16 protein-coding genes are annotated in these 17,770 nt (G+C 60.3%); 11 read left to right on the top strand and 5 right to left on the bottom strand.

Translation table 11 applies throughout. The features are described from left to right. Window positions 1-380: 380 nt before the first annotated feature. Window positions 381-1,115 (bottom strand): thioesterase II family protein, encoded by a 735-nt coding sequence (locus CKW11_RS18705; RefSeq protein WP_095138688.1) that lies wholly within the window; start codon window positions 1,113-1,115, stop codon window positions 381-383. A gap of 132 nt (window positions 1,116-1,247) precedes the next feature. Between CKW11_RS18705 and CKW11_RS18700 the strand changes: the two genes are divergently transcribed. Continuing rightward, window positions 1,248-2,381: a cupin-like domain-containing protein gene (locus CKW11_RS18700; protein ID WP_095138687.1), complete on the top strand. Its 1,134-nt coding sequence runs from the start codon at window positions 1,248-1,250 to the stop codon at window positions 2,379-2,381. A 111-nt stretch (window positions 2,382-2,492) separates the two neighbouring features. Here CKW11_RS18700 and CKW11_RS18695 read toward each other — a convergent pair whose 3' ends face one another. After that, entirely contained in the window at window positions 2,493-3,665 is a 1,173-nt protein-coding gene (locus tag CKW11_RS18695) for an MFS transporter (protein ID WP_095138686.1), read from the bottom strand. A 241-nt stretch (window positions 3,666-3,906) separates the two neighbouring features. On the opposite strand from CKW11_RS18695, the gene CKW11_RS18690 reads away from it, so the two are divergent. The 4 genes from CKW11_RS18690 (at window position 3,907) to CKW11_RS18675 (ending at window position 7,959) form a co-directional block, all read left to right on the top strand. Beyond that, window positions 3,907-4,707 (top strand): glucose 1-dehydrogenase, encoded by an 801-nt coding sequence (locus tag CKW11_RS18690; protein WP_095138685.1) that lies wholly within the window; start codon window positions 3,907-3,909, stop codon window positions 4,705-4,707. Further along, the gene (locus CKW11_RS18685; RefSeq protein ID WP_095138684.1) at window positions 4,700-6,526 is read left to right on the top strand and encodes a glycoside hydrolase family 15 protein; all 1,827 of its coding nucleotides are present in this window, start codon (window positions 4,700-4,702) and stop codon (window positions 6,524-6,526) included. Before CKW11_RS18690 ends, CKW11_RS18685 begins: the two co-directional genes overlap by 8 nt. A gap of 392 nt (window positions 6,527-6,918) precedes the next feature. After that, on the top strand, window positions 6,919-7,308 hold the full coding sequence (locus CKW11_RS18680; RefSeq protein ID WP_095138683.1) for a hypothetical protein: 390 nt from the start codon (window positions 6,919-6,921) through the stop codon (window positions 7,306-7,308). Window positions 7,309-7,320: 12 nt separating this feature from the next. Next, a complete protein-coding gene (locus CKW11_RS18675; RefSeq protein ID WP_095138682.1) occupies window positions 7,321-7,959 on the top strand; it encodes a BRCT domain-containing protein in 639 nt (212 codons plus the stop codon). Here CKW11_RS18675 and CKW11_RS18670 read toward each other — a convergent pair. Continuing rightward, a complete protein-coding gene (locus tag CKW11_RS18670) occupies window positions 7,922-8,953 on the bottom strand; it encodes a GlxA family transcriptional regulator (RefSeq protein ID WP_095138681.1) in 1,032 nt (343 codons plus the stop codon). The genes CKW11_RS18675 and CKW11_RS18670 overlap by 38 nt on opposite strands. A gap of 89 nt (window positions 8,954-9,042) precedes the next feature. Here CKW11_RS18670 and inhA point away from each other — a divergent pair, with 89 nt between their 5' ends. The 3 genes from inhA to CKW11_RS18655 all read left to right on the top strand — a co-directional run bounded on the left by inhA (window position 9,043) and on the right by CKW11_RS18655 (window position 12,425). Further along, window positions 9,043-9,729: an isonitrile hydratase gene (gene inhA / locus CKW11_RS18665; protein WP_095138680.1), complete on the top strand. Its 687-nt coding sequence runs from the start codon at window positions 9,043-9,045 to the stop codon at window positions 9,727-9,729. Between the two features lie 236 nt (window positions 9,730-9,965). Beyond that, on the top strand, window positions 9,966-10,757 hold the full coding sequence (locus CKW11_RS18660) for a CPBP family intramembrane glutamic endopeptidase (protein ID WP_095138679.1): 792 nt from the start codon (window positions 9,966-9,968) through the stop codon (window positions 10,755-10,757). Between the two features lie 102 nt (window positions 10,758-10,859). Beyond that, on the top strand, window positions 10,860-12,425 hold the full coding sequence (locus tag CKW11_RS18655; protein ID WP_095138678.1) for a PAS domain-containing methyl-accepting chemotaxis protein: 1,566 nt from the start codon (window positions 10,860-10,862) through the stop codon (window positions 12,423-12,425). Window positions 12,426-13,170: 745 nt separating this feature from the next. Here the strand turns inward: CKW11_RS18655 and CKW11_RS28875 are convergent. Beyond that, on the bottom strand, window positions 13,171-13,338 hold the full coding sequence (locus CKW11_RS28875; RefSeq protein ID WP_371917884.1) for a DUF6124 family protein: 168 nt from the start codon (window positions 13,336-13,338) through the stop codon (window positions 13,171-13,173). A 350-nt stretch (window positions 13,339-13,688) separates the two neighbouring features. Here CKW11_RS28875 and CKW11_RS18650 point away from each other — a divergent pair, with 350 nt between their 5' ends. After that, on the top strand, window positions 13,689-14,156 hold the full coding sequence (locus tag CKW11_RS18650) for a hypothetical protein (protein WP_095138677.1): 468 nt from the start codon (window positions 13,689-13,691) through the stop codon (window positions 14,154-14,156). Between the two features lie 795 nt (window positions 14,157-14,951). On the opposite strand, the gene CKW11_RS18640 is transcribed toward CKW11_RS18650, so the two are convergent. Then, window positions 14,952-15,629 (bottom strand): alpha/beta family hydrolase, encoded by a 678-nt coding sequence (locus CKW11_RS18640; RefSeq protein WP_095138675.1) that lies wholly within the window; start codon window positions 15,627-15,629, stop codon window positions 14,952-14,954. A gap of 95 nt (window positions 15,630-15,724) precedes the next feature. Here CKW11_RS18640 and ccoN point away from each other — a divergent pair, with 95 nt between their 5' ends. Together ccoN and ccoO are read left to right on the top strand one after the other, a co-directional pair. Continuing rightward, a complete protein-coding gene (ccoN, locus tag CKW11_RS18635) occupies window positions 15,725-17,149 on the top strand; it encodes a cytochrome-c oxidase, cbb3-type subunit I (protein WP_041067879.1) in 1,425 nt (474 codons plus the stop codon). 10 nt (window positions 17,150-17,159) lie between these two features. Then, the gene (gene ccoO, locus CKW11_RS18630; RefSeq protein WP_003223389.1) at window positions 17,160-17,768 is read left to right on the top strand and encodes a cytochrome-c oxidase, cbb3-type subunit II; all 609 of its coding nucleotides are present in this window, start codon (window positions 17,160-17,162) and stop codon (window positions 17,766-17,768) included. Window positions 17,769-17,770 lie beyond the last annotated feature (2 nt).

The following is a 17,770-nucleotide window of genomic DNA, read 5'->3' as shown; positions in this document are numbered from 1 at the left end:
TTCTCAGCATCCGGATCAGTAGGCAGGAAGCACAAAGGCACGTCGTCCCTATAAAACGAATGCAGACCGGAAAAATTAGCGAATGAGAACAACTGTCAGGCGGGCGGTTGAGCGGCTTTTTTCATGCACACAAATCAAATGTGGGAGCGGGCTTGCTCGCGAAAGCGGTGTGTCAGTCAACACATCAAGTGCCTGACACGGCCTCTTCGCGAGCAAGCCCGCTCCCACAGTTTTAATCGCGTGTTGTCAGAGTCATTGGCTCACAGCCCTGGCAATGTGGGAGCGGGCTTGCTCGCGAATGCGGTGTGTCAGTCAACGATGCAATAACTGAAATACCGCTTTCGCGAGCAAGCCCGCTCCCACATTGAGTGATGCGCTGTTCAGGCGGTAGCGGCCATGGCATGCCGACGATGATGGCCTTCAAGCTGATCCTTGATCACCTTGAGCACTTTGGCCTCATGCTCATGAATGAAGAAGTGCCCGCCGGCGAGCATGTCCACCGAAAAGCTGCCACGGGTTTCCTTGCTCCAGCCGATCAGTTGTTCGGTGGTCGCGCGATCCGCCTTGCCGCCCAGCACGTGCACCGGGCAGTTGAGCAACGGCCGCTGCAACGGCTCGAATTTGCCGCAGAGCAGAAAATCCGCGCGCAGGATCGGCAGGGTCAGGCTCATCAGCTCCGCATTGGCCAGCACTTCTTCGCTGGTGCCGTTGAGCGTGCGCAACTGATCGATCAGCTCGGCGTCGGTTTTCGGCTCGGCAAAACCGCGATCGTAATCGGCGCGCATCGTCGGCGCCGCCGTGCCCGAGGCAAACAGCGCCACCGGTTCCGGACAGCCCAACAGGCGCAACGCATGAGCGATTTCGCAGGCCAGCAATGCGCCCAGACTATGGCCGAACAACGCATATGGCGCCTTGAGATTCGGCCGCAATTCCTTGGCCAGTTGCATCGCCAGCACACGCATATCCGTGTGCAGCGGCTCGTCAAAACGCGCGCCGCGCCCCGGCAGTTCCACCGGTTGCAATTGCAGCCATTGCGGCAGTTTTGGCCGCCAGCGGCTGTAGACCATGGCACTGGCGCCGGAGTACGGCAGGCACAGCAGGGTCAGCTTGTTCACCCGGCTTTCCTCGAAAAAATTGTCTGTAGAGAGAAACGGATTACGCGCCCGGCAAATTAGTCGTGCACCGGTAAATTGCACCAACAGGCGCTCGTTAACTGTTCAGGCCAAAACCAATAATGAGGATTCACCGTGGACCTGCAGAGCATCCTGGGCAAGTTGTTCGCCAACGCCGGTGCCGTCGGCATCGAAGGCGTTTTCCAATTCGTGTTTGGCCCGCAGCAGGCCTACTGGTCGGAGGTCAAGGCCAGCAGCCGCACCGCGCCCGGACGCCACCCCAGCCCCGACGTGACCATTGAAGTGGCCGAGAGCGATTTTCTCGGGATCATGGGCGGCCGGGTCAATGTCGAAGAACTGTTCGCCAGCGGTCGCCTGAAAATCGGCGGCAACATGGGCCTGGCGACGCTGCTGCCGCAGATCATCGAGCATGCGATGCACGGTGGCGCCGTGGTGGAAAAAGTCGACATGAACAAGCGCTACCCGACCCCGCCACGCTTCAGCGAAAAACTCACCGTCGGCCTGCCGACTCAGACCCGCATCGAGCGCCGTGCGCGCAATGATTTGTCGGTCAACGAGTTCAAAAGCAAGTATTTGCCCAACGGCATCCCGGTGGTGATCAGCAATGCCCTGCAGGACTGGCCGCTGTTCAAGCTCAGTCGCGAAGAATCGCTGGTGCATTTCGCCGAACTGCAGGGCATCACTCGCCACGGTGATTACGTGAAGAAAACCTTTTCCACTGAACGTGATTTCCGTTCGACGTCGATGGCCGAGTTCATTGCCTCGCTGGACCAACCGGCGGTCAAACGGACTGACGGCGAACCGCCGGCCTACATGGGCAACAACATCCTGCCGGCGCAATTGCTGCAGCAGATCAAGTACCCGCCCTACTTCGATGCCTCGCTGTTCATCCCGCCACGGATCTGGATCGGCCCCAAAGGCACGCTGACGCCGCTGCACCGCGACGACACCGACAACTTGTTCGCGCAGGTCTGGGGCCAGAAGCAGTTCACCCTCGCCGCCCCGCATCACCGCGAAGCACTGGGCACCTGGTCGACGGCGCCAAAGGGTGGCCTGGACGGCTGCGACTTCAACCCCGACGCGCCGGACTACGAGCGCTTTCCTGCGGCACGCGATGTGACGTTCCTGCGCGTGACGCTGGAGGCCGGGGATCTGCTGTTTTTGCCGGAGGGCTGGTTCCATCAGGTGGAATCGGTGTCGACGTCGCTGTCAGTGAATTTCTGGGTGAATTCGGGCAGAGGCTGGTAACCCCGTAAATCCTGTGGGAGCGGGCTTGCTCGCGAAAGCGGTCGTTCATTCAACATCGATGTCGACTGATCTGACGCCTTCGCGAGCAAGCCCGCTCCCACAATGGTGAGCTCATTTCAAATGGCGGAAGCTTTGTACTGCCGACATGAGGACCACCGCCCCCGCCGCAATCGCCAGCCAGAATCCGCTGCGTGCACCGAAAGCATCCACCAGAGCGCCCGAGCCGGCGGCGCCAATCGCCACGCCGATGCTCAAGCCCGTCACCAGCCAGGTCAGGCCTTCAGTCAGTTTGGCCGGCGGCACGATGCGCTCGATCAGCGCCATCGCCACGATCAGCGTCGGCGAGAAGAACAGCCCGGCGACAAATACCGCCAGCGACAAGCCGACAATATTGCTCGCCAGCAACAGCGGCAATGTGGTCACCGCCGTCGCCACGCCGCCGTACAGAAACAGACGCGGCAACGGCAGTTTCGAACGCATCGCGCCGAACGCGATACCAGCCAGACACGAGCCGATGGCGTACACCGACAACACGATGCTCGCCGCCGCCGGCTGGCCCTGCTGCTGGGCGAAGGCGACACTGACCACATCGACCACACCCACGATAATGCCCATCGCGAGCATCAATGCCAGCAGCCATTGCACGTCGGTCGAGCGAATGATCGAACCCTGATGCTGTGATTCCTGCGGGTGCACCGCCGGCTCGGTACTGCGCTGAGCAACAAACGCGGTCACCCCGATCGCCAGTGCCAACAGCGCGGCCAACGGCCCGGCTTCGGGAAACGCCACCACGCACAAGCCCACCGACAGCGGCGGGCCGACGATGAAACAGACTTCATCGAGCACCGATTCCAGCGCATAGGCAGTCTGCAATTGCGGCTGGCCGCGATAGATCTCGGTCCAGCGCGCACGCACCATCGCCGACATGCTCGGCATGCAGCCGGCCAGCGCGGCGAAGATGAATAGCGTCCAGGTCGGCGCCTGCAAACGCGTACACAGCAGCAACATCAGCAGCGCCCCGCCACCGATAAATGCCGACAGCGGCAGCACTTTGCCCTGGCCGAAACGATCCACCAGACGCGAGACCTGCGGCGCACAAAACGCCGTGGCCAGAGCAAACGTCGCCGCCACCGCACCGGCCAGCGCGTACCCGCCCTTGAGCTGCGAGAGCATAGTGATCACGCCGATGCCGGTCATGGAAATCGGCATGCGCGCGATCATCCCGGCCAGTACAAAAGCCCGGGCGCCGGGGGCGGTGAATAATTCGCGGTAGGGGTTTGCCATGGGGACAGCCTCATCAGGGGCCGCCAAGTTGCCATAAAGGTTGATGAGCGTGGAAGCGCACAATTGTTGGTGGAATGTGAAGGCCTTGAAGAGCAAAAGATCGCAGCCTTCGGCAGCTCCTACAGGTGCTTACATTCCCTGTAGGAGCTGCGGCACGCTGCGATCTTTTGATCTTTGCTCTGAACTCTCCCCGCTTGCGACCAGTCAGCTAAATAAGCCCTCAATCAAGGCACGACTTCGCATGCAAATATCCCTCGCCCGCCAAGTGGCACTGGTCACCGGCGCCAGCTCCGGCATCGGCCACGCCGCCGCCAAAGCGCTGGCCGCTGCCGGCGCAGCTGTCGTGATCAATTACAACCGTCAGGCGGAACCTGCCGAAGCGCTGGCGCGACAAATCATCGCCGACGGCGGTCAGGCGCTGGCCATCGGCGCCGATATTTCAAAGGAAGACGAGGTCGAACGGCTATTCGCCGAGACCCTTGAGGCCTTTGGCTCGCTGGATATTCTAGTGGCCAATTCCGGCCTGCAAAAGGATGCGCCGGCGGTCGACATGACGCTCGAAGACTGGAACACGGTGATTGGCGTCAACCTCACCGGCCAGTTCCTCTGCGCCCGCGCCGCACTGCGGATTTTCAACCACCAAGGGGTGCGCGAAGGCGTGTCCCGTGCCGCCGGCAAGATCATTCACATGAGTTCGGTGCATCAACGCATTCCGTGGGCCGGGCACGTCAACTATGCGGCGTCCAAGGGCGGCGTCGATCAGTTGATGCAGACCCTCGCCCAGGAAGTCAGCCATCAGCGCATCCGCATCAACGGCATCGCGCCGGGGGCGATTCGCACGGCAATCAATCAGCAAGCCACCGAAGGCGCTGCCGGTGAAAAACTGCTGGAGCTGATCCCTTACGGGCGCATCGGCGACGTCGAGGACATCGCCAACGCGGTGGTGTTTCTCGCCTCCGACGCCGCCGACTACATCGTCGGCACCACCCTGTTCATCGACGGCGGCATGAGTCTTTATCCGGAGTTTCGTGGCAATGGCTGAGCATCATCCTGAACGACAAAGCCCGATCGACGCCCACGGCATCATCGGCGACATGCGCAGTGCCGCACTGGTCAACGACAAGGGCAGCGTGGATTTTTTCTGCTGGCCGGAATTCGACAGCCCGTCGATCTTCTGTTCGCTGCTCGACACGCCCGAGGCAGGGATTTTCCAGCTCGCCCCGGACTTGCCCGATGCCCGGCGCGAGCAGATCTACCTGCCCGACACCAATGTGCTGCAGACGCGCTGGCTCAGCGAGTATGCGGTGGTGGAAATCACCGACCTGCTGCCGATCGGCGACAGTGTCGATGACCTGCCGCTGCTGATGCGCCGGGTGCGGGTGGTCAGCGGTGAAGCGACCTTTCACATGCGCTGCGCGGTGCGCCATGACTATGCCCGCGCCAACACCCGGGCGCAGATGGATCAACAATCGGTGATTTTCAGTGCGGAGGGTCAGCCGTCAATGCGGCTGGTGGCGGATCAGGCGCTGCACATCGATGGCGAAGCGGCCGTTGCTTCCTTCAGCTTGAAACAGGATCAGCACGCCGAATTCGTCCTCGGTGGTGCCGACGATCCACGCTTCAGGGATGACGGCGCAAAAATGTGCCTGGAGCGTACGCTGAAGTTCTGGCGCGACTGGATCGGCCAGTCCAACTACCGCGGGCGCTGGCGGGAGATGGTCAATCGTTCGGCACTGGCGCTGAAGTTGCTGACCTCGCGCAAGCACGGCGCGATCCTCGCCGCCGCCACCTTCGGCCTGCCGGAAACCCCCGGCGGCGAGCGCAACTGGGACTATCGCTACACCTGGATCCGCGACGCCTCGTTCACCGTCTACGCGTTCATGCGTCTGGGCTTCGTCGATGAGGCCAACGCCTATATGGGCTGGCTGCGCGGGCGGGTCAGCGATTGCTGCGGCCAGCCAACGAAACTGAACATTCTGTATGCCATCGACGGTCGTCAGGAACTGCCGGAAACCGAACTCTCTCACCTCTCCGGTCATGGCGGCGCGCAACCGGTGCGCATCGGCAATGGCGCGTACGACCAGATTCAGCTCGACATCTTTGGCGAACTGATGGACGCAGTGTACCTGGTCAATAAATACGGCGATGCGATTTCCCACCAGGGCTGGAACCATGTGCGCGAAGTGGTCGATCAGGTGTGTGAGACCTGGCAGACAACCGACGTAGGCATTTGGGAAATGCGCGGTGAGCAGCATCACTTCCTGCACTCGCGACTGATGTGCTGGGTGGCCCTGGACCGGGCGATTCGCCTGGCCTCGAAACGCTCACTGCCAGCACCGTTCGCCCAGTGGGATCAGACCCGGCAGGCGATCTACGCCGACATCTGGGACAACTTCTGGGACGAAGAGCGCGGGCATTTCGTTCAGTACAAGGGCGGCACCGCGCTCGACGGCTCGATGCTGCTGATGCCGCTGGTGCGTTTCGTCAGCGCCAAGGACCCACGCTGGTTATCGACTCTGGAAGCGATCGAAAAGTCTCTGGTGCGCGACGGCATGGTCTACCGCTACCGTAACGATGACGCCAACATCGACGGTTTGGCCGGCACCGAAGGCGCCTTCGCCGCTTGCTCGTTCTGGTACGTCGAATGCCTGGCCCGGGCCGGTCAGGTGGAAAAGGCGCATCTGGAATTCGAGCAATTGCTGCGTTATGCGAACCCGCTGGGGCTGTACGCCGAAGAGTTTGATAGCCATGGCCGGCATCTGGGCAACACCCCGCAGGCGCTGACGCATCTGGCGCTGATCAGTGCGGCGAGTTTTCTTGATCGGCGTTTGAGTGGGGAGAAGGGTGAGTGGCAGCCGTAATATTCGCCAGTGTCTGTAGGAAATATGCCGCATCAGCGCGCTTCGCCGGGCTAACCCCTACACAGAAATAAACAGAATCAGATCTCCTGTGGTGAGGGGATTTATCCCCGATGGGCTGCGCAGCAGCTCCTGATTTTGCCTGTGCATTTCGTCAACAACGCCGCGTTGCCTGGGTTTGCGACTGCTGCGCAGCCGATCGGGGATGAATCCCCTCGCCACAGTTTGCGTGGTTTGTTCCTGCTTCTTCTAAACAACACCCAGGCAAATCCCTCCCCCGCAACCTGCACTTACACCCTGAAATACCCTGTTGCCAGCTGTTACATCCCCCCCTACCATCCACCGCAACGGGCACAGCGGAGCTGTCCAATAAAACCCGAATTCAAGGAAGCAGAATGACCCAGCACGTCCACCGCCCCATCGCCACGCCCCTGCGCACCGGCCTGACCCGCACCCAACTCTGGGAAGCCGCCGACAAAGGCCTGATCAAGTGCTGGGAAATCGGCCGCCAGCGCGCCACCCGCTTCCCCGACCTCGCCCACCAGTGCCTCGCCGGCGAACTGCCGGTGCTCGGCTGGAAAGGTGGCGTGAGCCGAAGCCTGAAGAAAAACGAGAAATACGGCTCGCTGAAATACCTGGCGCAGTGGCAGGGCTTGCGTGGCGAGGATCTGGATATTGCTCTGGGTGAAGAGCGCTCGCTGACCTGCTCGCGGACGAAGATGCGGGTGACGTTCACCCCGGATCGGACGAAGTACTTCAATCAGGTGGCGGAAGCCGAGGCTTAAGGAGAAGCAACGATGGTCGATTTGCATCAGGAATTTCACAGCAGCGTGTTCTTTCACCAAGCAAGAATCGAGCGGCGCTCGGTCGATGCTCTCATCGGCATTGCAGCCGGGCTTGCCGCTGACGGCACGATCAACCAGCAAGAAGCCGAGTTTCTCAGAACCTGGATTGAAACCCATTTGGTGCACCTGGACGATCCGGTTGTGAACATCCTTTACAGACGTCTTGCCGACATGCTCAGCGACGGAGTTCTGGACGCCGACGAGTCTGCGGAGCTGCTGGAAATGCTGCATCAGTTCACCGGTCTGCCAACCGCACCAACACAAACAACAACGTTTGCCGCTCCGACCAGCCTTCCTCTCGACAACCCTGCCCCACAGTTATGCCTGGTTGATCGGGTCTTCCTGTTTACAGGCGTCATGGCCTACGGGCCACGTAAAGAATGTGAGTCGCAGATCCTTGAACGCGGCGGCCTTATTGGTGGTTCCGTCAGCAAAAAGATTCACTATTTGGTAGTGGGCAGCATTGGCAATGATCAGTGGCTTCACAGCTCTTACGGCACCAAGATCAAGAAGGCCGTTGAACTGAGAGGCAGCGGCGTGCCGATTGCGATCATCAGCGAAGATCATTGGCAGAAGGTTCTGTTCGGGTAATTGCCCCGAAGGGCATCGCTGAATCTGCTTCGCCAGCACTGACCGAAAACCGCTCCCGATACGCCTGCGGCGTCACGCCAATCGCGCGCAGAAAACTGCGGCGCAACGTCTCCTCACTGCCAAACCCGCAATTGGCCGCAATCCGTTTCACCGGCAGCCCTGTATCACTGAGCAGGCGGCGGGCGGTTTCGACGCGGATCAGTTCGATGGCGCGGGCCGGGGTCTGGCCGGTGTCGGCGCGGTAGTGGCGGACGAAGCTGCGTTCGCTCATGCCGGCCTGTTCGGCCAGGGTCGGGACGCCGAGGTCGCAGGTGAGGTTTTCGGCAATCCAGGCGTGCAGTTCATCAAAGCGATTGCCCTGATTCTGCAGGGCCAGGGTCACGCTGAATTGCGACTGCCCACCCGGACGTTTGAGGAACACCACCAGATGCCGGGCGACGTCGAGGGCGATGTCGCGGCCCAGATCTTCCTCGACCATCGCCAACGCCAGATCGATGCCGGCGGTAACGCCGGCCGAGGTCCAGACCGGGCCGTCGTTGATGAAGATCGGATTGGCTTCGACCTGCAGCTTCGGGTGCTGCTGCGCCAGTTGTTCGCAACGGGTCCAGTGGGTGACCACGCGACGTCCGTCGAGCCAGCCACTGGCCGCCAAGAGGAAAGCGCCGGTGCAGACCGAGGCCACGCGTCGGCATTTCGCCGCATGCTCACGCACCCATTCCACCAGCGGCACGTCCTCCGCCGCCGGGTAAATACCCCAGCCACCGGCGATGATCAAGGTATCGCTGGCCTGCTGCGGCAACGGTTCGGCCAGCACCGCCAACCCCGCCGACGACATCACCGCCCCGCCCTCACTGGCAATCACCGACGGCGCATACGGCACCGGCAAGCCGCGCTGGCGAGCGATGTCGTTGGCCGAGGCGAACACTTGCAGCGGGCCGGTGACATCGAGGATCTGCATGTTGGCGAACGCAAGTACGTGAATGGCTTTGGGCATTTGGCGTAATTCGTGGGGTTATTGGCGTATACGCCAGAACCTACCCGCCTACAGTGAAGCCGTCCACCCCTCAAATGGAGAAAAACCCCATGACGTTGCAGATCGGTTTTCTGTTGTTTCCGCAGGTGCAGCAACTCGACCTGACCGGTCCCTATGACGTACTGGCCTCGCTGCCGGACGTGCAGGTGCATCTGATCTGGAAAGATCTGGTGCCGGTCACCGCCAGCACCGGCCTGCTGTTGAAACCGACCACCACCTTCGAGGACTGCCCGAATCTGGATGTGATCTGTATTCCCGGCGGCGCCGGGGTCGGGCCGCTGATGGAAGATGAGCAGACGCTGGGGTTCATCAAACGCCAGGCGGCGCAGGCCAGGTATGTGACGTCGGTGTGCACCGGTTCGCTGGTGCTGGGCGCGGCGGGACTGCTGAAAGGCAAACGCGCGACCACCCACTGGGCCTATCACGAACTGCTGCCGAAACTCGGCGCGATTGCGGTGCAGGACCGGGTGGTACGCGACGGCAATCTGTTTACCGGTGGCGGAATTACCGCAGGCATCGACTTTGCGCTGGTGCTCGCGGCTGAACTGGTGGGTGCCGAGGCGGCGCAGTTGATTCAACTGCAGTTGGAATATGCGCCGGCACCGCCGTTTGAATCGGGCAGCCCGCAGACGGCGCCGAGTGCTGTCGTCGATGAGGCTCGGTACCGCGCGGCGCCTTCGTTGAAACTGCGCACGGAAATCACCGAGCGCGCCGCAGCGAAGCTCGATCTGCGCTGATTCCTCAGCCACACACAGATCTACTGTGGGAGCGGGCTTGCTCGCGAATGCGGTGTATCCGTCGAGATTTTTATCGCCTGACACACCGCATTCGCGAGCAAGCCCGCTCCCACAATGGGTTTTGTGGATGGCCTCAGGTTTGGAGCCTGTCCCCGCATCCCGCCACAGCTTTACTTGTCCCAACGCCCTCACCCGTGTAGAAAGCCCTTCCACAAAATTCTGCACAAGGACTTTCGATGAAGGCGTTGCCATGGCTGTATCTGGCACTTCTCAGCCTCGGTTATGGATTGGCGTTGAGCTTTGGCCAACTCGGCTGGCTCGCGCTGATCTCCGTGGGACTATTGCTGGTGACCGGTTTCGCCGTACGCCAACAGCAAGTGCCGGTGGCGCGTCTGCTGGGGCACGCGCTGTTTATCTTCCTCGCCCTGTCACTGGCGCTGCACTGGTTGCCGGGGTTCGCCAACGGCCGGGCCATCGCCCCGCTGCGTTTCACCGACGACGCCGTGCCGTTCGCGATGTACCTGAATCTGGACAAACCCTTGATCGGCTTCTGGCTGTTGCTCGCCTGCCCGTGGATTGTCGCGGCACGCTCGCTGCGTCCGACGGTGTACGCCAGCGTCCTCGCCCTGACATTGAGCGCCGTGCTGGCGCTGGGCGGTGCGCTGTTGTTCGGCATGATTGCCTGGGCGCCGAAGTGGCCCGATCAGGCGTGGCTGTGGCTGCTGAACAATCTGCTGCTGGTGACGCTGGTCGAGGAGGCGCTGTTTCGCGGCTATATACAGGGCGGTTTGAGCCGCCTGTTCAAGCACCTGCCCCACGGCGACAACCTCGCCCTGCTGCTGGCGTCGCTGATCTTTGCCCTGGCGCATCTGGGCGCGGGATGGCACTGGGTGTTGCTGGCGGGTCTGGCAGGTGTCGGCTATGGTCTGGCCTACCGTTTTGGTGGCCTTGCTGCGGCGATCGCCACACATTTCGGGCTGAACCTGCTGCATTTTGCGCTGTTCACCTATCCGATGCTGGCCGGTTGAAGCAAGAGCGGTTTTGCGACGCCGTACTTATATCTGAAAAAAAACTTCAATAATTTCCTGACAGCGCCGACAACCTTTCAAAGCCTTGCGGATTGAAAAACCATGCGTAATAACCAGCCCATTACACAACGCGAACGGACTTTCCCGGCTCAGCAGCGGTTGATTTCCACAACCGACGCCAAAGGCGTGATCACCTACTGCAACGACGCTTTCGTCGAAATCAGCGGGTTTTCGCGTGAAGAGCTGATCCGTGCGCCGCACAACCTGGTTCGTCACCCTGACGTCCCGGCTGCGGTGTTTTCGCACATGTGGGGCACACTGAAACAAGGCTTGCCATGGATGGGCATTGTCAAGAATCGCTGCAAATCCGGTGACCACTACTGGGTGAACGCCTACGTGACACCGGTGTTCGACGGCAATCAGGTGATCGGTTACGAGTCGGTGCGGATCAAACCCACCGCCGAACAGATCCGCCGTGCCGAAGCGCTCTACCAACGCATCAACCAGGGCAAGTCGGCAATTCCTTCCAGTGACAAATGGCTGCCGGTGCTGCAGGACTGGCTGCCGTTCATTCTGGTCAGCCAGTTGAGCTTCGTGATCGGCGCGACCCTGAACTCGCAATGGGGCTTCGCCCTCGCTGCGGGTCTGTCGGTACCGTTGGGTCTGATGGGCCTGCAATGGCAGCAACGCGGGCTCAAGCGCCTGCTGCGCCTGGCCGAACAGACTACCTCCGACCCGCTGATCGCGCAGATGTACACCGACAGCCGTGGCGCGCAGGCGCGTCTGGAAATGTCGATCCTCAGCCAGGAAGCCCGCCTGAAAACCTGCCTGACCCGTCTGCAGGACACTGCCGAGCACCTGACCGATCAGGCGAAACAGTCCGACGCCCTGGCGCACAACAGCTCCAGCGGTCTGGAACGTCAGCGCGTGGAAACCGAACAGGTCGCCACCGCCGTCAACCAGATGGCTGCCACCACGCAAGAAGTAGCCAGCCACGTCCAGCGTACGGCTGACGCGACGCAGGAAGCCAACCGTCTGACCGGTCGCGGCCGTGACATCGCCGGCGAAACCCGCGAAGCCATCCAGCGCTTGTCGGTGGTGGTCGGCGAAACCGGCCTGACCGTCACCCAACTGGCCAAGGACAGCGACGAAATCGGCGGCGTGGTCGACGTGATCAAAGGCATCGCTGACCAGACCAACCTGCTCGCCCTCAACGCCGCCATCGAAGCGGCACGTGCCGGCGAGATGGGCCGTGGTTTTGCCGTAGTCGCTGATGAAGTCCGCCAACTGGCGCAACGCACCAGCGAATCCACCGGGCAGATCCATGCCTTGATCGCCAAGCTGCAGCAGACGGCTTCGAGTGCCGTGCAGACCATGGAAGCCGGCCATCGCCAGGCGGAAGAAGGTGTGGCACGAGTGCTGGAAGCGGATCAGGCACTGGTCGGCATCAGCGAAGCCGTGGCCAACATCACCGACATGACCACCCAGATCGCTGCAGCGACCGAAGAGCAAAGTGCCGTGGCTGAAGAAATCAGCCGCAACATCAGCAACATTTCGGAACTGGCGGATCAGACCTCGGAACAGGCGCATAACTCTGCGTTGCTGAGTGAAGAGCTGACGAAGACGGCTAATACGCAGTATTCGTTGGTGGAGCGGTTTAACCGCTAAAAGCAAAAGATCGCAGCCTGCGGCAGCTCCTACACCGATCACCTGTAGGAGCTGCCGCAGGCTGCGATCTTTTAATCTTAAAAGCCCGGACAGCGAAAGCGTCCGGGCTTTTTATTGCCAAGTCTGAAAGTGATGGTGCTTGGCAGACCGCATTCGCGAGCAGGCTCACTCCCACAGGGAAATGCATTCCAAATGTGGGAGCGAGCCTGCTCGCGAAGAGGCCTTCTCTACCAACGACGATCTCACTCAAGCAACGCGGACACTGCCTACAACTGCGCCAGAATGCGCCGACTGGTGCTTGGTGCAGCCAAGTTCTATCGTTTGCCGGTCGCTACTCAATCACGCAGATCGGCCAGCATGAATACATACCCCACGCAAAAACCCCACAAACAGAAAGTTCGTGATGAACTGACATTCCTGGATGTTCGGCAAGCCGCGCGTGATGGTCAGAAAGTGTTCGATAAATTTGTGATCACTGGCAGGCTATCCACCACAAAGTAAATCAAAAGATCGCAGCTTTCGGCAGCTCCTACACCGATCACCTGTAGGAGCTGCCGAAGGCTGCGATCTTTTGACCTGTAAGCCCGGACAGCTAAAGCGTCCGGGCTTTTTGTTGCCAGTCTGAAACTGGTGGTGTCTGGCAGACCGCATTCGCGAGCAAGCTCGCTCCCACATTTAGTCCTGTGTACGCAGAACCAATGTGGGAGCGAGCTTGCTCGCGAAGAGGCCATAACGGCCAGCGGAATTATTGAGGCAACCGCAGTTTGTCCAGCAATCGATTAACCAACAGCTCGTTCAACATGATCAGCTGTTGCAGCGCCAGCAGCGGATTGCCCTGCGGGCCACCGATTGAGTTGGCGATATTGCCAGCCATGACTTTGGCCGACGACAGCGATTCGCAAGCCTCGGCGATCGAGAGGAGGTACAGCGAAGCAAACCGTAGGCGCTGCCCCCGGATCGATCCCGGAGCGAAGGAACCCGAGCCTAGGCGAGGGCCAAACGTCAGGGTGTTTTTTTGCTTACTTTTGAGGTGTTTGTCAAAAAAGTGAGTCGTCGTAAAGGCGAAACCTTAACTGGCCGTTACCGCGGCAACGGATATTCACCCAGTCTCGGCAACGTTATTAGCTGACCAACACATATAAGGCTGGCTGCCTAGCTGTCAGATCTGACAGTAGACGCACCGTTATCCGAGCGGGTATCAAGAGAAACCGTAATTGCAGTCGGTTGTAACACCTCCTCTTACTCGAAAAGGCAGGTTTAACAATGACCACTCACGTTATGTTTCTCCCGAAAAAACCACTCGTCAGTGATGACAGGTTTCAATGGAGATTGGGCGGTAAACAGAAAACAGCGAAATTCAGATCTTTCTATCAGGACGAGTTCTTGGGTCAGCGGTATTGGTCCATCAGTGGTGGAACAGGAAATTTCGACGATGAAAGCTATTTTTCATTCTCCATGACGCTGCCCTACCAATCCGATGAGGCACTCACGGGCGTCTATAACCTCGACGACGGGCTGACATTTGTCCACAGCCATTGGATCCCTGCGCCACCGGGATTTATCGGAATGGCTTCGGTGGACGCCGACTCGGCGATCCTCAGCGTTAAATATGATGCTGAAACGGACATCGCTACGGGATCATTCGAGGCCGTATTCAAAAGTCATCGCTATCGCCTGAATCCCAAGGGGACTTTCACCATGACGAGACTGAGACCGTCGGATGCTGGCTAACATTGGCAGGCATGCTCGCAGCAACTCCGGAGGAGTACCCCTTCAATGTAATTTGCAAGAATGACTTCTTGTAGGAGCTGCCGCAGGCTGCGATCTTTTGATCCTGAAAAACCGGTTAGCGAAGCCTCCGGGGTTTTATTGCCTGTTTGAAATGGATGGCGCTTGGCAGACAGCTTTCGCGAGCGGGCTCGCTCCCACAGTGGGGCCGGGTTACATCAGTAAGAGAATGGTCGGCTGTCAGGCCGCCTTCGCGAGCAAGCCCGCTCCCACAGTGAGGCCGGGTTACATCAGTAAGAGAATGGTCGGCTGTCAGGCCGCCTTCGCGAGCAAGCCCGCTCCCACAGTGGGGCCGGGTTACATCAGTAAGAGAATGGTCGGCTGTCAGGCCGCCATCGCCAGCAGTCAGGCCCCACACAAAGGCAAGAGCAGAACGCGCATCGCTCTTGCCCCTCACCACTCAACAGGATGAGCGCAAGCTCGGCTGCAGCTCTTGATCTTGATCCACGGGCGACATCGGAAGGCTGAGTGGAGGGGTTCATCCGGGCGTGGGAGCGCAGCGACCGTTTGGCGCAGCCAAACACAGCGAGAGGAGGTGCAGCGAAGCAAACCGTAGGCGCTGCGCCCGGATGGATCCCGGAGCGAAGGAACCCCGAGCCCCAGCGAGCGGGCCGAACGTAGGAGCAAGCGTTTTTTTGCTTACTTTTTTTAGGCGCTTGTAAAAAAAGTGAGTCGCCGTAAGGGCGAAACCCTAAGTCGCCGTTACCGCAGCAACGGATATACCCCCCCAACCAAACCTCAACGAAGAAACCCGGCAACCTTCTCCACCGCCGAAGCCAAATGGTCCGAATGCGTAAACCCGGAAACCTTCAACGGCTTCAAATCATGATCCCCAGAGGCCAACCAAAACACCTCAATACTCGGCGATAGATCGTAAGCCTCGACAGCTTCCCGATTACCCAGCGCATCCCGCTCCCCCTGAACAATCAACGTCCGAGTCCGCAAAGAAGCCAGATGCTCAACCCGCGGTTTCTCAGGCTTCCCAACCGCATAAAACGGATAACCGAGACAGACAAGCGCATCAGCGCCCAACTCATCAGCCAGGAGACTGGCCATCCGCCCGCCCATCGACTTCCCGCCAATCGCCAAAACCCCAGCGACATGAAGTCGCACCAAGCCATACACCTCACGCCAGCATTCCAGCAGTTTCGGCGCCGGATTCGGCGGGCGTTTGCTGCCATCAACCCGCCGCTGCGCCATGTAAGGAAACTCGAACCGCAACACGTTCACGCCCGATGCAGCAATGCGCCCAGCCATATCCGTCATCCACTCACTGTCCATCGGCGCCCCTGCCCCATGCGCCAGGATCAAAGTCGCCGAAGCCTCACCAACAGCGGCATCCCAAAGCCACCCACGATCCCGCACGCACTGCGCCCATTGATCCCCGTCAATACTGGCCTTGTGCTGTTTGTCCATGCTTGCCTCGCTTTTAGTCTGCCTATAACTCCAGACGAAGGATTCGCGGCGTTTTCTGCGCGCGCTCACTTCGGCTGAACCGTGGATGGGGAACCATGAACACTTCTATCAGTACCGCCTACAACTACAAGGTGGTCCGCCAATTCGCCATTATGACGGTGGTGTGGGGCATCGTCGGCATGGGGCTCGGGGTTTTTCTCGCGGCCCAATTGGTCTGGCCGGAACTCAACTTCAATTTGCCCTGGACCAGTTTCGGCCGTCTGCGCCCGCTGCACACCAACGCGGTGATCTTCGCCTTCGGTGGCTGCGCGCTGTTCGCCAGTTCGTTCTACTCGGTGCAACGCACCTGCCAGACGCAATTGTTCGCGCCGAAAATCGCCGCGTTCTGCTTCTGGGGCTGGCAGCTTGTGATTCTGCTGGCGGCGATCAGCCTGCCACTGGGTTACACCAGTTCCAAGGAATACGCCGAACTGGAATGGCCGATCGACATCCTGATCACCATCGTCTGGGTCGCCTACGCCATCGTGTTCTTCGGCACGATCATGCAGCGCAAGACCAAGCACATCTACGTCGGCAACTGGTTCTTCGGCGCGTTTATCATCACCGTGGCGATCCTGCACATCGTCAACAACCTTGAGTTGCCGGTGAGTTTCACCAAGTCTTACTCGGTGTACGCCGGTGCGACCGACGCGATGGTGCAATGGTGGTACGGCCACAACGCCGTAGGCTTTTTCCTCACCGCCGGTTTCCTCGGGATGATGTACTACTTCGTGCCGAAACAGGCCGAACGTCCGGTGTATTCGTATCGCCTGTCGATCGTGCACTTCTGGGCGCTGATCACCCTGTACATCTGGGCCGGCCCGCACCACCTGCACTACACCGCGCTGCCGGACTGGGCACAGTCGCTGGGCATGGTGATGTCGCTGATTCTGCTGGCACCGAGCTGGGGCGGCATGATCAACGGCATGATGACCCTCTCGGGCGCGTGGCATAAGTTGCGCAGCGACCCGATCCTGCGCTTCCTCGTGGTGTCGCTGGCGTTCTACGGCATGTCGACCTTCGAAGGTCCGATGATGGCGATCAAGACGGTCAACGCCCTCTCCCACTACACCGACTGGACCATCGGCCACGTTCACGCCGGCGCTCTCGGCTGGGTGGCGATGATCTCGATCGGCGCGCTGTACCACATGATCCCGAAAGTCTTCGGCAAAGAGCAGATGCACAGCATCGGCCTGATCAACGCGCACTTCTGGCTCGCGACCATCGGCACCGTGCTTTACATCGCCTCGATGTGGGTCAACGGCATCGCTCAGGGCCTGATGTGGCGCGCAGTCAACGAGGACGGCACGCTGACTTACTCCTTCGTCGAAACCCTGGTGGCCAGCCACCCAGGCTTCATCGTGCGCCTGGTGGGTGGGGCGATCTTCCTCAGCGGCATGTTCCTGATGGCTTACAACACCTGGCGCACCGTGCGGGCCTCGCAGCCTGCTGACGTCGTTGCTGCCGCGCAGATGGCCTGAGGAGTCCGCCATGAAACACGAAACGATTGAAAAGAACGTCGGCCTGCTGATGCTGCTGATGGTGTTCGCCGTGAGCATCGGCGGCCTGACCCAGATCGTCCCGCTGTTCTTCCAGGACGTCACCAACAAACCGGTGGAAGGCATGAAGCCCTACACCGCGCTGCAACTGGAAGGCCGCGACATCTACATCCGCGAAGGCTGCGTCGGTTGCCACTCGCAGATGATCCGCCCGTTCCGCGCCGAAACCGAACGCTACGGGCACTACTCGGTGGCCGGTGAGAGCGTGTGGGATCACCCGTTCCTCTGGGGTTCGAAACGTACCGGGCCGGACCTGGCCCGAGTCGGCGCGCGCTACTCGGATGACTGGCACCGCGCGCACTTGTACAACCCGCGCAACGTCGTACCGGAATCGAAAATGCCGGCTTACCCATGGCTGGTGACGCAAGCGGTCGACAGCAGCCACACCGAAACCAAGCTCAAGACCATGCGCACCCTCGGCGTGCCGTACACCGACGACGACATCAGCGGCGCAGTCGCCAGCCTCAAGGGCAAGACCGAAATGGACGCCCTCGTTTCCTACCTGCAAGTGCTTGGCACTGCAATCAAGAGCAAGAGGTGAGC

Origin of the sequence: Pseudomonas sp. Irchel s3a10, from assembly GCF_900187525.1 — a bacterium.
Taxonomy (GTDB): Bacteria; Pseudomonadota; Gammaproteobacteria; order Pseudomonadales; family Pseudomonadaceae; genus Aquipseudomonas; species Aquipseudomonas koreensis_G.
The sequence above is the reverse complement of the archived record's forward strand: the minus strand, read 5'-3'. Positions and strand labels throughout refer to the sequence as shown.

Bases quoted from the DNA above. Each gene is read 5' to 3' on its own strand.
- CKW11_RS18640 (WP_095138675.1), bottom strand. From the start codon at position 15,629: ATGGACAAACAGCACAAGGCCAGTATTGACGGGGATCAATGGGCGCAG.
- CKW11_RS18670 (WP_095138681.1), bottom strand. From the start codon at position 8,953: ATGCCCAAAGCCATTCACGTACTTGCGTTCGCCAACATGCAGATCCTC.
- ccoN (WP_041067879.1), top strand. From the start codon at position 15,725: ATGAACACTTCTATCAGTACCGCCTACAACTACAAGGTGGTCCGCCAA.
- CKW11_RS18690 (WP_095138685.1), top strand. From the start codon at position 3,907: ATGCAAATATCCCTCGCCCGCCAAGTGGCACTGGTCACCGGCGCCAGC.
- CKW11_RS18695 (WP_095138686.1), bottom strand. From the start codon at position 3,665: ATGGCAAACCCCTACCGCGAATTATTCACCGCCCCCGGCGCCCGGGCT.
- CKW11_RS18655 (WP_095138678.1), top strand. From the start codon at position 10,860: ATGCGTAATAACCAGCCCATTACACAACGCGAACGGACTTTCCCGGCT.
- CKW11_RS18685 (WP_095138684.1), top strand. From the start codon at position 4,700: ATGGCTGAGCATCATCCTGAACGACAAAGCCCGATCGACGCCCACGGC.
- inhA (WP_095138680.1), top strand. From the start codon at position 9,043: ATGACGTTGCAGATCGGTTTTCTGTTGTTTCCGCAGGTGCAGCAACTC.
- CKW11_RS18675 (WP_095138682.1), top strand. From the start codon at position 7,321: ATGGTCGATTTGCATCAGGAATTTCACAGCAGCGTGTTCTTTCACCAA.
- CKW11_RS18650 (WP_095138677.1), top strand. From the start codon at position 13,689: ATGACCACTCACGTTATGTTTCTCCCGAAAAAACCACTCGTCAGTGAT.
- CKW11_RS18660 (WP_095138679.1), top strand. From the start codon at position 9,966: ATGAAGGCGTTGCCATGGCTGTATCTGGCACTTCTCAGCCTCGGTTAT.
- ccoO (WP_003223389.1), top strand. From the start codon at position 17,160: ATGAAACACGAAACGATTGAAAAGAACGTCGGCCTGCTGATGCTGCTG.
- CKW11_RS18680 (WP_095138683.1), top strand. From the start codon at position 6,919: ATGACCCAGCACGTCCACCGCCCCATCGCCACGCCCCTGCGCACCGGC.